Raw genomic sequence first — 14131 nt, 5'->3', positions numbered from 1 at the left:
GAGGAGCCCGCCCGTGTCCATTGGCGACCTAAAGATCCCCCACAAGCTGATGGCGGTTTTCGCTGTCATGCTTACCACGATCATGCTGATGGGCGTGGTTCTCTACGCCAACAAGGTGAGCCTCGGGCACTCCGTCGAACGCACCGAGCGCGCCTATGAGATGCTGCGCCAGGCGGATACGGCGTCCTTCCGTCTGACCCGCCAGGAGAACTCGCTGCGCGGCTTCCTGCTGTCGGGCGACAGCTACTACGTCAAGCGCCTGGAAGAGGCGCACAAGCCCAAGTTCCTGAAGGCGCTGGACGAACTGCGCACCCTGGCCGACGGCGACCAGGAAGACCTGGCGCGCATCGCCGCGGTCGACGCCGCCTACGCCGACTATCGCAAGCAGGCCATCGAGCCCAGCGAGACTCTGGGCGCCGATCCGGCCACCCGTCCGCAGGCGGTCGAGCTGGTCAAGCACGACGGCGTCGCCGACAAGGCCGTGGAGCCGGTCGAGAACGCCATCGAGGCCATCACCAAGAACGCCGAGGCCGAACTGGCGACGGAAGCCGCCGCCCAGAAGAAGGCTTCGATGGAATCGACCCTGGCCCTGGCCGTCGGCATCCTGATCACCGCCGGCATCGCCATCGGCGGCGGGCTGCTGCTGACGGGCGCCATCGCCAAGCCGGTCGCGGCCATGACCAACGCCATGCGCCGCCTGGCCGCCGGTGACAACACCGTGGCCGTGCCCGCCCAGGGCCGCAAGGACGAGATCGGCGACATGGCCGCCGCCGTCGCCTTCTTCAAGGACGCCGCGATCGAGAAGATCCGTGTCGAGCGGGCCGCCGCCGAACATCGCGAGGCCGCCGACGGCGAGCGCGCCGCCAACGAGGCCGAAAAGGCCGAGGCCGCGCGCGAGGACGGGCTCGCCATCACGGCCCTGAACGAAGCCCTCGACCGCCTTGCCGGCGGTGACCTGACGCACCGCATCGACACGCCGTTCGCGCCGAAGACCGAGAGCCTGCGGACCAACTTCAACGCCGCCGCCGACCGCATGCAACAGGCGATCCAGGCGATCGGCGCGGCCACCGGCGGGGTCAACAGCGGCACAGACGAGATCGCCGACGCCTCCGACAACCTCTCGCGCCGCACCGAGCAGCAGGCCGCCAGCCTGGAAGAGACCGCCGCCGCCCTGGACGAGATCACCGCCACGGTCCGCAAGACCGCCGCCGGCGCCAAGGAGGCCTCGCAGGTCGTGGCCACCGCGCGTTCGGACGCCGAACGCTCGGGCCACATCGTCAGCCAGGCCGTCTCGGCCATGACCGAGATCGAGACCTCGTCGAACCAGGTCAGCCAGATCATCGGCGTGATCGACGAGATCGCCTTCCAGACCAACCTGCTGGCCCTGAACGCCGGCGTCGAGGCGGCGCGCGCCGGCGAAGCCGGCCGTGGCTTCGCGGTCGTCGCCCAGGAAGTCCGGGCCCTGGCCCAGCGCTCGGCCGACGCCGCCAAGGAGATCAAGACCCTGATCTCGACCTCGACCGCCCAGGTCGAGACCGGCGTGGACCTGGTCGGTCAGACCGGCGAGGCCCTGAGCCGCATTGTCGAGCAGGTCGCCTCGATCGACGCCCTGATGCAGGAGATCTCGGCCTCGACCACCGAACAGGCCACGGGCCTGAACGAGGTCAACAGCGCCGTGAACCAGATGGACCAGGTCGTCCAGCAGAACGCCGCCATGGTGGAAGAGGCCACGGCCGCCACCCACTCGCTGAAGAACGAGGCCAAGTCGCTGTCGGAGATGGTCGCGCGCTTCCGCGTGAACCGGGCCCAGGCCGTGGCCGCTTCCGCGCCGGCTCCCGTGATGTCGGCGCCCGCCGCCCGTCCGCCCGCGCCGGTCTCCAAGGCCAGGCCGGCCTCGCGCCCGTCCGCGCCGATCTCGCGCGGCAACACCGCCGTGGCCGTCAACGAGGACTGGGAAGAATTCTGATCGTCAGTCGCTCTTCCGAACGACCCATGAGATAGCGAGGGCTCTCCGGGAAACCGGGGAGCCCTTTCCGCGTCAGCCCTTGTTCAGCGCGATGGTCTCGAACGACGACTTGGTCGGCTGCGGCGGGTGGCTCGCGCCAGGGGTCGGCAACGCCAGGCCGATGGCGGCGGCGATGAGGAGGGCGACGGCGAAGAAGGCCTTGCTGGCCATGGTCCTGTCTCGGGTCTGCGTCGTGAAGCGACAATCGCGGACGCTGACGAAGGCCTAGATGGCCCCGCCAACGCCGGGTTCAAGAGTTTCGCCGAACAAGGTTTTGGAAGGTCCGGCGGCGTCCTGATCCAACAAGAAAGGCCGGAAACCGCCTTGACGGTTCCCGGGCTTATTTGACGCGCTCGAGGGAACTTTCCGAACGAACCTAGAAGATCTCGAACAGGCCGGCGGCGCCCCACTGAGATCGCCAGAGCGATCTCAGCCACTTTCGTTGATGGGCGCCGTCCTCCGTCCTGATCGAAATCAGAAGATTTCGAACAGGCCGGCGGCGCCCATCCCGCCGCCGATGCACATGGTCACCACGCCCAGCTTGGCCTTGCGGCGCTTGCCTTCCAGCAGCAGGTGGCCGGCGCAGCGGGCCCCGGTCATGCCGAACGGGTGGCCGATGGCGATCGAGCCGCCGTTGACGTTGTACTTCTCGGGATCGATGCCCAGGCGGTCGCGGCTGTAGAGGCACTGCGACGCGAAGGCCTCGTTCAGCTCCCAGAGGTCGATGTCGTCGACCTTCAGGCCGTGGCGTTCCAGCAGGCGCGGCACGGCGAAGACCGGGCCGATGCCCATCTCGTCGGGCTCGCAGCCGGCGATGGCGAAGCCCTTGAACAGGCCCAGCGGCTCGAGGTTGCGCTTGGCGGCCTCCTTGGCCTCCATCACCACGACGGCGGCCGCGCCGTCCGACAGCTGGCTGGCGTTGCCGGCGGTGATGAAGTTGCCCGGACCCTTGACGGGTTCCAGCTTGGCGAGGCCCTCGAGGGTGGTCTCCGGACGATTGCACTCGTCCTTGGTGACGACGTAGTCGACCAGGCTCTCTTCCTTGGTCTCCTTGTTGACCACCTTCATCTTGGTGGCCATCGGCACGATCTCGTTATCGAACAGGCCGGCGGCTTGGGCGGCGGCGATGCGCTGCTGGCTGCGCAGCGAATATTCGTCCTGGTACTCGCGGCTGACGCCGTAGCGCTTGGCGACGATGTCGGCGGTGTCGATCATCGCCATCCACAGGGCCGGCTTTTCTTTCATCAGCTTGTCTTCGGTGATGTGGAAGCGGTTCATGTGGCCGCCGCCCTGCACCAGCGAGATCGACTCCACGCCGCCGCCGATGGCGACCGGCGCGCCGTCGTTGCGGACGTAGTTGGCCGCCGTGGCGATCGCCTGCAGGCCCGACGAGCAGAAGCGATTGACGGTCTGGCCCGAGGTGGTCACCGGCAGGCCCGCCCAGATGGCGGCGTTGCGGGCGACGTTCATGCCCGTGGCCCCTTCCGGACCGCCGCAGCCCAGCACGACGTCCTCGACTTCCGGCCCGTCCAGGCCGGCGCGCTTCACCGCGTGCTGGATCGCGTGGCCAGCCATGGCCGCGCCATGGGTGTTGTTGAAGCCGCCGCGGTTGGACTTGGCCAGGCCCGTGCGGGCGTAAGAGACGATGACCGCTTCGCGCATAGAGGCGCACTCCCCGTTAAAACATTAGTTTGAATTGCCGCCACCCTAGACCGGCTTTTCGCGGTGCGAAAGATCACGTGCGCGTAAAGGGAAAGCGCGGTCAGCTTCCGTACGGCGTTTTCGAAACGGCGCGACACCGGTGTCTAAAACGCTGATTTTCCTGATCTTCGTTTCGCGTTGACTTTCCCTGATTCCGGGATGAACGCTGAGATTGTGTCGCGGGCTCGACCTCGCGGCCGGAAAAACGACGTTCGGGAGGTTATCATGACCATCGCTACACCGCGCCGCCAGGCGCGTCGCGCGCTGCTGGGCGCCAGCGCGCTCGCCGCTGTTCTCGCCATCCCCGCCCTGGCCCTGGCCCAGCAGGCGGACCAGACCTCGGTCGATGAGATCATCGTCACCGCCACCAAGCGCGACGCGACGATCCAGGACATCCCCTTCTCGATCAACGCCCAGACGGAGAAGGACATCCAGCGTTCGGGCGCGGTCACCCTGGAGGACCTGTCGCGCAACGTGGCGGGCCTGACGATCCAGAACCTCGGTCCCGGCCAGAGCCAGGTGTCGGTGCGCGGCGTCTCCGCCGGCCAGGTGGTCCGCGACCAGCCCGGCGTGAAGGAGCAGGTTGGGGTCTATCTCGACGAGTCGGTGATCTCGCTGTCGCTGTTCACGCCCGACATAGACCTCTTCGACCTGAACCGGGTCGAGACCCTGCGCGGCCCGCAAGGCACGCTGTTCGGTTCGGGCTCGGTCGGTGGCACGATCCGCTACATCACCAACCAGCCCAAGCTGGGCGTCAACGAGGGCGTGTTCGAGGCCAACGCCAATCTGGTCGGCGGCGACGACTTCGGCGGCCACGTGAAGGGGGCGGTTAACATCCCGATGTCCGACAAGGTCGCCATGCGCGCGGTCGGCTACCTGACCCGCTACGGCGGCTTCATCGACGCCCGCAAGGAAGGCGGCAAGGTCGAGAAGAACGTCAACGACGGCACGCGGCGCGGCGGGCGGATCGCCTTCCTGATCCAGCCGTCCGAGACCTTCAGCCTGACCCCCCGCGTGGTCTACCAGGAGATCCGCGCCCACGGCTTCAACCGCCAGGAGGTGTTCAACCTCTTCGCCAACAACAACACCACCACCCGGCCCAAGATCCAGCTGGACGAGCGCGAGCAGTACCTGCTGCTGGACGAGAGCTTCGCCGACGACACCCTGCTGGCCGACCTGACCGCCAACCTCGACCTGGGCGGCGCGGCCCTGACCTCGGTGACCAGCTACATCAACCGCGACATCACGGTGAACCGCGACGCCAGCGCCTTGACCGGCAGCGTGTCGGTCGATCTTGGCTTTCCCGCCGCGGCGGTGCTGCTGCCGTCCAAGCTGGTCGACACCACCGACCTGGAGCAGTTCACCCAAGAACTGCGCCTAGCCTCGACCGGCGACGGGCCGTTCCAGTGGGTGGTCGGCGGCTTCTATTCGAAGGTCGACCGCGTCTACAACCAGCGCCTGCCGACCCCCGGCTACGACGCCTATACCAACGCCGTGCTGGGCGCGGGCACTTCCACCGCGGTCGCGAACGGCTTCCCGTCGGACTCGCCCTACAACGCCTACCTGCCCTACGACATCAAGCAGAAGGCCGTGTTCGGGGAGGTGAACTACACGCTCGGCAAGCTGACCGCGACGGCTGGCGGCCGCTACTACGACTTCAGCGAGACGCGGCAGTTCAAGTCCGGCGGCCTGTTCGCCAACGGCGACAACCGCACCGACAAGACCTCGTCGGACGGCTTCACCCCGCGCTTCCTGCTGAGCTACGAGGCGGCCGACAACGTCACCTTCAACGCCCAGGCCTCGAAGGGCTTCCGCCTGGGCGGGGTCAACGATCCGCTGAACCTGCCGCTGTGCTCGGCGCAGGACGCGGCGATCTTCGGCGGCTACCAGTCCTATGACGACGAGACGCTGTGGAACTACGAGGGCGGGGTGAAGTCGCGCTTCGGCGGCGTCCGCTTCAACGGCGCGGTGTTCTACACCGACATCAAGAACCTGCAGACCACCCTGGACGCCGGCTCGTGCAGCTCGCGCGTGGTGTTCAACGTGGCCAAGGCCCACACCAAGGGCGTCGAGGCCGAGGTTTCGGCCCGCCTGGCCTCCGGCCTCGACATCGGCCTGTCGGGCAGCCTGCTGGAGGCCGAGTTCGACTCGACCGTCAAGGACGGGACGGGTGCGGTGATCGGCGGCATCCGCGAGGGCAACCGCCTGCCGTCGGTGCCCAAGTTCCAGGTCTCGTTCGACGTCACCTACAGCCGCGAGGTCTGGGACGGCGCCAACGGCTATTTGAAGGCCTCGGTCCAGCACGTCGGCAGCCGCTTCACCCAGGCCAGCGACCAGGAGAACAACCCGCGCGCGTTCGTCTCGAACCTGGCGTTCGGCGGGGCGACGGGGCTGGTTCCCACGGTCGTGAACCTGAAGCTGCCCAGCTACGAGATCGTCAATCTCAGCGCTGGGGTCGAGATGAAGGACGGGGTCGACATCACCCTCTACGTCAACAACCTGTTCGACGAGAACGCCCTGCTGTCCTTCGATCGCGAACGCGGCGGCCGGGCGCGCCTGGGCTATTCCGTCGGCCAGCCGCGCACGGCGGGCGTGACGGTGCGCAAGGCGTTCTAGGGACTAAAGGGCGGTCGCCCCGGCGACCGCCCCCTTCCGCCGGGGTAAGCTTGACGCCCTCTCGGCGCGGACGGACGCTCATCCCAACCATAAGGGAGGACGCGGGCATGGCTGCCAAGGCTGCGGAGTATGCCTACGATCTGGTTCTGCGAGGCGGGACGGTGTTCGACGGCTCGGGCGCGCCGGGCGTGATCGCCGATGTCGGGGTCAGGGACGGCCGCATCGCCGCCATCGGCTTGGACCTGGCGGCGGCCGCAGAGGAGATTGACGCCCGAGGACGGATCGTCACCCCGGGCTTCGTCGACATCCACACCCACTATGACGGCCAGGCGACCTGGAGCGGGCGGCTGGATCCCAGCTCCGGCCATGGCGTCACCACGGTGGTCATGGGCAATTGCGGCGTCGGCTTCGCGCCATGCCGGCCGCAGGACCACGACCGGCTGATCCGGCTGATGGAGGGCGTCGAAGACATCCCGTTTCCGGTGTTGACCGAGGGGCTGCCCTGGGCCTGGGAGAGCTTTCCCGACTATCTCGACTTCCTGGCCGGCCGCGCCTTCGACGTGGATGTCGGCGCCCAGCTGCCGCACGCGGCCCTGCGCGTCTATGTGATGGGCCAGCGCGGCGCCGATCGCGAGCCGGCGACGGAGGCCGACATCGCCGCCATGGCCGCCCTCGCCAAGCGCGCGGTCGAGGCCGGGGCCCTGGGCTTTTCGACCTCGCGCACCCTGAACCACCGGACCAGCGACGGCCAGCCGACCCCGACCTTGACCGCGGGCGAGGACGAGCTGACCGGTATCGCCAAAGGTTTGGCCGCCGCCGGCAAGGGCGTGCTGCAGCTGGTGTCGGACTTCTTTCCCGACGGCGCGGCCGAGCTGGCCATGGTCCGTCGCATCGTCGAGCGTTCGGGCAGGCCGCTGTCGTTCTCGCTGGTCCAGAGCCCCAAGTCGCCCGGCGGTTGGAAGGCGATGCTGGCGGCCCTGTCGGCCGCCGTCGACGCCGGCCTGCCGATGAAGGCCCAGGTCTGCGGCCGCCCCGTGGGCGTGCTGTTCGGCCTGGAGCTGACGCTCAACCCGTTCAGCCAGACGCGGACCTATGGCGAGATCGCCGGCCTGTCCCTGGCCGAGCGTGTCGCGGCCCTGCGCGATCCGGCCTTCCGCGCCCGCCTGCTGGCCGAGGAGTCCGATCCGCAAGGGCCCTTCGCCGGCCGGGCGCTGCGAGCCTGGGACATCATGTATCCGATGGGCGCGGATCCGGACTACGAACCGACCGCCGACAAGAGCGTCGCGGCCTTGGCCGAGGCCGCCGGCCGGGCCCCGGCCGAGGTCGCTCTCGACGCCATGCTGGAGCGCGACGGGCGCGGCATGCTCTACCACCCGTTCCTGAACTACGCCGACGGCTCGCTGGAGCCCAGTTTCCGGATGCTGACCCATCGCGACACCGTGCCGGGCCTGTCGGACGGCGGGGCCCATGTCGGCATGATCTGCGACGGCAGCTTCCCGACCAGCAACCTGATCCACTGGACCCGCGACCGCGCGCGAGGGCCTCGCATCCCGCTGGAGACCATGATCGCCCGCCAGACCCGCGACACGGCCCAGGCGGTGGGACTGCTGGACCGGGGCCTGATCGCGCCGGGCTACCGCGCCGACCTCAATGTCATCGACTACGAAGGACTCCGCCTGGACGCGCCGCGCGTCGCCCACGACCTGCCGGCTGGCGGGCGACGCCTGGTCCAGAAAGCCCACGGCTATGTCGCCACGATCGTCGCCGGCGTCGTCACCCAGCGCGACGGCGAGCCCACTGGCGCGCTGCCGGGGCGGCTGGTGCGCGGGGGCCAGGCCGCGCCGCTGGCCCTGGCGGCGGAGTAGCTCAGTCCGCCGTCGCCTCGGCCAGCGGATCGGCGTGGCGGTGGATCAGCTTCCAGGCGCCGTCCTCGTGCCGGAACAGTTCGGTGATCCGCAGGTGCATCTCGACCGGTTCGTCCTGGCCGTTGAGCCGAACCCTGGCGTGCTGCAACCCGGTCCAGTAGGCGAGGTCGCCGACCGAGTCGCTGTGCAGGATCTCCAGCGTCGTCTCGCCGCCCTCGACGAAGGAGATGGCGTCGCGCGCATAGACGTCCGCCACCCTATCCGCGCCCTCCTCGCGTCCGCCGTGCGGGGGAAAGAAGCTGGCGGGGCAGGCGGTGGCGGCCAGCCGGTCCAACGGTCCGACCTTGCCGTTCACATAGGCCTGGGCGGCTTGGCGACGGATGTCGAGGAAGGTGTCGAAATCGGACATGGCGGCTCTCCTGCTGGTCATCAGGAAAGCGCGCGAACCGGCTTAGGTTTCCCGAACCTTCAGCGCTTCGGCAGGATGGTCAGACCGTCGGGCAGTTCGTTGCGGTCGTCGCCGCGTGGCGGGACGTGCTCGGCCAGGATCGTCCCCGCGCGGCCCACGGCGGCGACGAAGCCGTCGGCGACGCGGCCGGCCTTGAGGCCGCCGACCAGGTCGGCCACGACGTCGTCCCACACCGCGTTCGGCGCGGCCTTGTAGATGCCCTCGTCGGCGATGACCTCGACGCGATGCTCGGCCAGGGCCGCGAAGATCAGGACGCCGGTGCGGTCGCGGGTGATGTGCAGGCCGTGGCTGAGGAACTGCTCCATGGCCGCGCGCTTGACCCGGGCGGCCTTCAGCGAGGCGGGCGTCAGGGCGCGGCGCACGGACGGGATCGAGACGACCAGGGCCGCGACCACGAATACCGCCAGCTGCAGGGCGATATAGGTGGAGAGCGCCGACAGGATCGCGCCGTCCAGCGCCGAGGCGTGGCCGACGCTCCAGCCGCCGAACAGCCGGGTCAGCATCTCGGGCCGGAAGCCGGCGAACAGGGCCGCGGCCGGCAGCACGAGGGCGGTCGCCGCCGCCCAGACGAGCGGGGTCTCGCGATAGTCCGACACCTCGGGGGCCAGGACGCAGAAGATCTCGCCGGCGGTGGTCTTCTCGGCCTCGGCGACCGCGCCGGCGATGCGGTCGAGGTCCTGCGGGGTCATGCGTGTCGCCATCTCACCAGCTCCCCGAACTGCCGCCGCCGCCGAACGATCCGCCGCCGCCGGAGAAGCCGCCCCCGCCGCCGCCCCCGCCGCCGCTCCAGCCTCCGCCGCCTCGGCCGCTGTTGTTCAGCGCGCCCAGGATGATCCACGGCAGGGCCGAGGAGAGGCCGCCTCGGCGACGGCCCCGGAACAGGCTGGAAAATACGAAGATGACGAACAGGAAGATCAGGAATCCGACGATCGGCGAGCCCTTGGCCTTGTGTTGCTCGGGCTGGCTGGCCTGCTCGATGCGGGCCTTGGCCTGGTCGGCGGGCAGGCTGAGCTGCTCGACCAGGGCGTTGGTCCCCGCGACGATGCCGCCTTCCATGTCGCCGTCGCGGAACTTCGGCAGGATGGCGCTCTGGATGATGACGCTGGACAGGGCGTCGGTCAGGACGGGCTCCAGGCCATAGCCGACCTCGATCCGCACCTTCCGCTCGTTGGGCGCGACCAGCAGGATCGCGCCCGTGTCCTTGTCCTTCTCGCCGATGCCCCAGGTCCGGCCCAGCTGGTAGCCGTAGTCCTCGATCGGATAGTCCTGCAGGCTGGGCACCGTGGCCACGACCAACTGGCGGCCGGTCGTGGTCTCAAGGTTTTCCAGCTTGGTGGTCAGGTCGCGCTCGACGTCCGGCGACAGGATCTGGGCGTCGTCGACCACCCGGCCGGTCAGCGGCGGGAACTTGGGCGCGGCGAAGGCGGGCAGGGCCATCGCCATGGCCACCACCAGCGCCACCAAAAATCCGCTCATTCCCGCGAAAGCGGGAACCCAAGCGGACTTGGCCACGGAGACGCCGCGCGAAACCGTCAGGCTCGGCTTGGATCCCCGCTTTCGCGGGGATGAGCGGAGGAGAGGCAAGTTACTGGACCTTCGGCGGCGTCGCCGTCGGCGGGCTCGAGAAATCCACGGTCGGGGCGCTCTGCGCCGCGGCGGTGGCTTGGAACAGTTGGGCCGGCTTCTGGCCGCTGTAGACGGTCTTGGCCCACAGGATGCTGGGGAAGGTGCGCAGGGTGGTGTTGTACTTCTGGGCGGCCTCGTTGTAGTCGCGCCGCGCGATGGCGATGCGGTTCTCGGTGCCTTCCAGCTGGCTCTGGAGGCTCAGGAAGTTCTGGTTCGACTTCAGGTCCGGATACTGCTCCTGGATAACCATCAGACGGCCCAGCACGCCGGACAGCTGGTCCTGGGCGGCGGCGAACTTCTGGAACTGGGCGGGGTCGGTGATGGTCGAGGCGTCGACCTTGACCTGGGTGGCGCTGGCGCGGGCCTGGGTGACGGCGGTCAGCACGTCCTTTTCCTGGGCCGCGTAGCCCTTCACCGTGGCGACCAGGTTCGGCACCAGGTCGGCGCGGCGCTGGTACTGGTTCTGCACCTCGGCCCAGGCGGCCTTGGTGGCCTCGTCCTGGGTGGGAATGGTGTTGATGCCGCAGCCGGCCAGCGTCGCGGGAATGGCGACGATCAGGGCGACGCGCGAAGCATTACGGACGAGACGGTTCATGGAGCCTCCTGCGCGAACATGTATGCCCGCGTACCGCTGTTAGATAGCGCGCCCATTGATACACGTCAGGTCGCGACGGATTAAACCTTATCCATGTCGGGCCGTTCCTGGGCGAAGGCCTGTTTTCGCGGACCGATGTAGCCGAACAGCCAGGCGGCCACCTTGCGCATCTGGATCTCCTCGCTGCCCTCGGTGATCCGGTAGCGGCGGTGGTGGCGATAGATGTGCTCGAACGGCTTGTGGCGGGAATAGCCGATACCGCCATGGATCTGCATGGCCCGGTCGGCGGCCTCGCAGCACAGGCGGTTGGCCCAGTAGTTACACATCGAGACCTTGTCCGAGAGCCGCTTCTCGACCTCGACCTTGGTCATCTGGTCCATCTCCCAGGCGGTCTTGCGGATCAGCAGGCGCAGCATCTCGGCCTGGGTCGACAGCTCGACGATCGGGAACTGGATGGCCTGGTTCTCGGCCAGGGCCTTGCCGAACGGCTTGCGCGCGCGCGCGTACTTGATGCTTTCTTCTATGCAGAAGACCGCCGCGCCCAGGCTGGAGGCCGCCTGGCGGATGCGGTTCTCGTGCACGAAGTGCTGGGCCAGCGCGAGACCCCCGCCCTCCGGCCCGAACATCGCGCTCTCCGGGACCCAGACATTGGTGAAGCTGACCCGGGGGTGATCGGTCGGCATGTTGAAGGTCCAGAGGTACTCCTCGATCTTCACGCCGGGCGCGTGGGCCGGGACCAGGAAGGCGGTGATCCCCCGGGCGTCGCCGTCTTCGCCCGAGGTGCGGACGAACAGGCAGCAGTGGGTGGCCGCGTGCATGCCCGTGGTCCACATCTTCTCGCCGTTGATCCGCCACCCGGCCTCGCCGTGATAGTCTTCGCGGACCGCCCGGGTCTCCATGAAGGTGGCGTCCGAGCCGTGGTCGGGTTCGGTCAGGCCGAAGGTCGGGCGGAAGGCGCCCTTGTCCAGCATGTCGGTGATCAGGTGCTGCTGGTCGGGTCGGCCGAAGTCGCGGATCATCAGCACGAACGGATTGTTGCCGACGATCGAGTGCTCGTTCTGCAGGTCGTTGAACAAACCGAGGCCCTTGCTGGCCAGGTGCTCGCGGATCACCGCCATCCACAGGTTGGAGCCGTCCTTGCCGCCGTAGGCTGATGGCAGGGCGAAGCGGTAGTGGCCCGCCTGGTCGGCCAGCTTGCGGGCCTTGGCCAGCAGTTCCTCCCACTCGTGGCGGGGCAGGCCGCCCATGTCCCAGTCAGTCCGGGCCCATTCGCGGCGGTGGTCGAAGAAGCGGTCGTTGTCGTCGCGCGCCTGCAGAGGCGCGATCTCTTTCTCGATGAAGGCGTCGAGCTCGGCCAGATAGGCGGTCAGCTCCGGTGGCAGTTGGAAGTCCATGGGCAAGCCTCCCTCGCGCGCGTCTTGTGATTATGCAGAGACTAAAGCGCGACGCGCGATCGCGGCCAACCGTGCCCCTTGGGAACTGGCGCGACGGGAGGCGGTCGAGTGGCGCTCGCCGTTTCCGCGCGCGCCTCGCCGCGTTCGGCCGGAAACTTCCGTTTTCTGAAAAATCGATGCGCATGCGAAATTGAGCTTGCGCAATTTCTGATCACTGATATCTAAGCGATGCTTAGTTCGGATCCGAAGCACCGGTGGGGATACCGGTGCGGCCAGGCCTAGACAGGGTGGCGAGGTCCGGGCGGCCAGTACCGCTTATCACCGATCAACGATCTGACCGCAACTTCCCCAACACCGGAGGGCTTTCTGATGAAGCTCCGTTCCCTGGCGGCCGTCGCCGCTCTTTCCGTCTCCATGTTCGCCGGTTCGGCCTTCGCCGACGGCCGCATTGCCGCCGCCCTGGATGCGCCGGTCGCCGCCAAGACCAAGGTCGTCGCCGGCGGCGCCGTCTTCGTCTGCGAGGGCGCCGAATGCGTCTCGACCCAAGCTCCCTCGCGGGCTCTCACCGCGGTCGCCTGCAAGGCGCTCGCCAAGGAAGTGGGCCGCGTCGCGGCTTTCGGCGGCGAAACCAAGTCGCTGGACGCCGACGACCTGACCCGCTGCAACGCCTCGGCCAAGGGCGGTTCGGCCCTGGCCTCGGCTAAGTAAGAACACGTATTCGCTTTACCTCTAGTACCAGACGCTTTGGGGCTGTCGTTTCTCCGGCCCCGTCTGGCTGTTTCCTCGAGCATTCGCCTGTACGGGGCGGCGGGATCCTTCCGCCGCCTCTTTTCTTTTTCGGACGGCGTACTAGGTGTTGGGCATGGACACGAGCTTGGCCGCACAGCTGGAAACCGTTCTGCGCAAGGCCGCGGGCGAGGGAACGGCCTTGGCCTCGATGACCGTGGACTACGCCTCCGACGCCGGGGCGGACGGCCTGGAGCCGAAGGGCTGGATCGAGCGGGCGACCCGCAGCCTGGTCTTCGCCCAGGGCGAACTGCGTCGCCCGGACGGCGCGCTGGCGGCTTCGGCCTCGGCCGTGTTCCGTCGCGCCGGGGACTGATCGCCGGGGCTTGCCCGCCAACAGGCGCGCCGCTTGGTTGCGACCGCGAAAGGCCCGTGTTATCAGGCGCGCGGCTTCGGACGGGGCGGCGTTTACGCGCCGGCCGTCCATGCGCTTTTTTCAAGCGCGCTCAAGCCTTTAAGCCGCGATAAGGGTTAACCTTCTTGTTCGCGGCCATTTGCAACGCACCGGGCGGATACCAAGTGGCGGACGAAACCAAGGCGACGGATGCGGGTCAGCGCTATGCGCAGTCCCTCTTCGAACTGACGATCGAGAACGGCTCCCTGCAAAAGGTCGAGGCCGATCTGAAGAGCCTGAAGGCGATGGTCGCCGACAGCGCCGACCTGCGCCGCCTGATCGACTCGCCCGCCTTTTCGGCCGAGGACAAGGGCAAGGGCCTCGTGGCCGTGGCCGTGAAGGCCCGCTTCGACCTGCTGACCACGAAGTTCCTGGGCCTGGTGGCCACCAACGGCCGCACCGGCGACCTGCTGGGCGCGATCTCGGCCTTCATCGATCTGTCGGCCAAGCACCGCGGCGTCGTCACCGCCGAGGTCGTCTCGGCGACCGCCCTCTCGCCCGCCCAGCTGAAGGGCGTGCAGACCGCCCTGGCCTCGGCCCTGGGCAAGACCCCCGAAGTTTCCACGCGCGTCGACCCGTCCCTGCTGGGCGGGCTGAAGGTGCGCGTCGGTTCGCGTCTCTTCGACGCTTCGCTCCGTTCGAAGCTCGATTCCCTGAAATTCGCCCTGAAGCGCGCCTGA

Annotated in this window: 13 protein-coding genes; 6 read left to right on the top strand and 7 right to left on the bottom strand. The window is 68.4% G+C overall.

What is annotated here, in order from left to right:
* Positions 1–67 precede the first annotated feature (67 nt).
* Positions 68–1966, top strand: coding sequence for a methyl-accepting chemotaxis protein (locus tag K8940_RS22095; protein ID WP_223392189.1), 1899 nt, complete (start codon positions 68–70; stop codon positions 1964–1966).
* Positions 1967–2038: 72 nt separating this feature from the next.
* Here K8940_RS22095 and K8940_RS22090 read toward each other — a convergent pair whose 3' ends face one another.
* Together K8940_RS22090 and K8940_RS22085 are read right to left on the bottom strand one after the other, a co-directional pair.
* Positions 2039–2176, bottom strand: coding sequence for a hypothetical protein (locus tag K8940_RS22090; protein WP_223392188.1), 138 nt, complete (start codon positions 2174–2176; stop codon positions 2039–2041).
* A 303-nt stretch (positions 2177–2479) separates the two neighbouring features.
* Entirely contained in the window at positions 2480–3667 is a 1188-nt protein-coding gene (locus tag K8940_RS22085; protein ID WP_223392187.1) for an acetyl-CoA C-acyltransferase, read from the bottom strand.
* A 264-nt stretch (positions 3668–3931) separates the two neighbouring features.
* Between K8940_RS22085 and K8940_RS22080 the strand changes: the two genes are divergently transcribed.
* Together K8940_RS22080 and K8940_RS22075 are read left to right on the top strand one after the other, a co-directional pair.
* Positions 3932–6322, top strand: a complete 2391-nt coding sequence (locus K8940_RS22080; RefSeq protein WP_223392186.1) for a TonB-dependent receptor — start codon at positions 3932–3934, stop codon at positions 6320–6322.
* Between the two features lie 107 nt (positions 6323–6429).
* Positions 6430–8187, top strand: a complete 1758-nt coding sequence (locus tag K8940_RS22075) for an N-acyl-D-amino-acid deacylase family protein (protein ID WP_223392185.1) — start codon at positions 6430–6432, stop codon at positions 8185–8187.
* Position 8188: 1 nt separating this feature from the next.
* Here K8940_RS22075 and K8940_RS22070 read toward each other — a convergent pair whose 3' ends face one another.
* The 5 genes from K8940_RS22070 to K8940_RS22050 form a co-directional block, all read right to left on the bottom strand.
* Positions 8189–8596, bottom strand: coding sequence for a YybH family protein (locus K8940_RS22070; RefSeq protein ID WP_223392184.1), 408 nt, complete (start codon positions 8594–8596; stop codon positions 8189–8191).
* Positions 8597–8655: 59 nt separating this feature from the next.
* Positions 8656–9357, bottom strand: coding sequence for a TPM domain-containing protein (locus K8940_RS22065; RefSeq protein ID WP_223392183.1), 702 nt, complete (start codon positions 9355–9357; stop codon positions 8656–8658).
* A 1-nt stretch (position 9358) separates the two neighbouring features.
* Positions 9359–10132 (bottom strand): TPM domain-containing protein, encoded by a 774-nt coding sequence (locus K8940_RS22060; RefSeq protein ID WP_223392182.1) that lies wholly within the window; start codon positions 10130–10132, stop codon positions 9359–9361.
* Between the two features lie 109 nt (positions 10133–10241).
* Complete coding sequence (locus tag K8940_RS22055) at positions 10242–10877, bottom strand: LemA family protein (protein ID WP_223392181.1); 636 nt, start codon at positions 10875–10877, stop codon at positions 10242–10244.
* A gap of 80 nt (positions 10878–10957) precedes the next feature.
* Entirely contained in the window at positions 10958–12277 is a 1320-nt protein-coding gene (locus K8940_RS22050; RefSeq protein WP_223392180.1) for an acyl-CoA dehydrogenase family protein, read from the bottom strand.
* Between the two features lie 363 nt (positions 12278–12640).
* Between K8940_RS22050 and K8940_RS22045 the strand changes: the two genes are divergently transcribed.
* From K8940_RS22045 to K8940_RS22035, 3 genes are all read left to right on the top strand, one after another.
* The gene (locus K8940_RS22045; protein WP_223392179.1) at positions 12641–12979 is read left to right on the top strand and encodes a CC_3452 family protein; all 339 of its coding nucleotides are present in this window, start codon (positions 12641–12643) and stop codon (positions 12977–12979) included.
* A gap of 154 nt (positions 12980–13133) precedes the next feature.
* Positions 13134–13373: a hypothetical protein gene (locus K8940_RS22040; protein ID WP_223392178.1), complete on the top strand. Its 240-nt coding sequence runs from the start codon at positions 13134–13136 to the stop codon at positions 13371–13373.
* Positions 13374–13576: 203 nt separating this feature from the next.
* On the top strand, positions 13577–14131 hold the full coding sequence (locus tag K8940_RS22035; RefSeq protein ID WP_223392177.1) for a F0F1 ATP synthase subunit delta: 555 nt from the start codon (positions 13577–13579) through the stop codon (positions 14129–14131).

The sequence above is a fragment of the Caulobacter segnis genome, from assembly GCF_019931575.1.
Taxonomy (GTDB): Bacteria; Pseudomonadota; Alphaproteobacteria; order Caulobacterales; family Caulobacteraceae; genus Caulobacter; species Caulobacter segnis_C.
Note: the sequence above shows the minus strand (reverse complement) of the source record. Positions and strands in the feature narration are given on the sequence as shown.

Coding starts and splice junctions, on each gene's coding strand:
- K8940_RS22095 (WP_223392189.1), top strand. CDS start 68: ATGCTTACCACGATCATGCTGATGGGCGTGGTTCTCTACGCCAACAAG.
- K8940_RS22090 (WP_223392188.1), bottom strand. CDS start 2,176: ATGGCCAGCAAGGCCTTCTTCGCCGTCGCCCTCCTCATCGCCGCCGCC.
- K8940_RS22085 (WP_223392187.1), bottom strand. CDS start 3,667: ATGCGCGAAGCGGTCATCGTCTCTTACGCCCGCACGGGCCTGGCCAAG.
- K8940_RS22080 (WP_223392186.1), top strand. CDS start 3,932: ATGACCATCGCTACACCGCGCCGCCAGGCGCGTCGCGCGCTGCTGGGC.
- K8940_RS22075 (WP_223392185.1), top strand. CDS start 6,430: ATGGCTGCCAAGGCTGCGGAGTATGCCTACGATCTGGTTCTGCGAGGC.
- K8940_RS22070 (WP_223392184.1), bottom strand. CDS start 8,596: ATGTCCGATTTCGACACCTTCCTCGACATCCGTCGCCAAGCCGCCCAG.
- K8940_RS22065 (WP_223392183.1), bottom strand. CDS start 9,357: ATGGCGACACGCATGACCCCGCAGGACCTCGACCGCATCGCCGGCGCG.
- K8940_RS22060 (WP_223392182.1), bottom strand. CDS start 10,132: ATGAGCGGATTTTTGGTGGCGCTGGTGGTGGCCATGGCGATGGCCCTG.
- K8940_RS22055 (WP_223392181.1), bottom strand. CDS start 10,877: ATGAACCGTCTCGTCCGTAATGCTTCGCGCGTCGCCCTGATCGTCGCC.
- K8940_RS22045 (WP_223392179.1), top strand. CDS start 12,641: ATGAAGCTCCGTTCCCTGGCGGCCGTCGCCGCTCTTTCCGTCTCCATG.
- K8940_RS22040 (WP_223392178.1), top strand. CDS start 13,134: ATGGACACGAGCTTGGCCGCACAGCTGGAAACCGTTCTGCGCAAGGCC.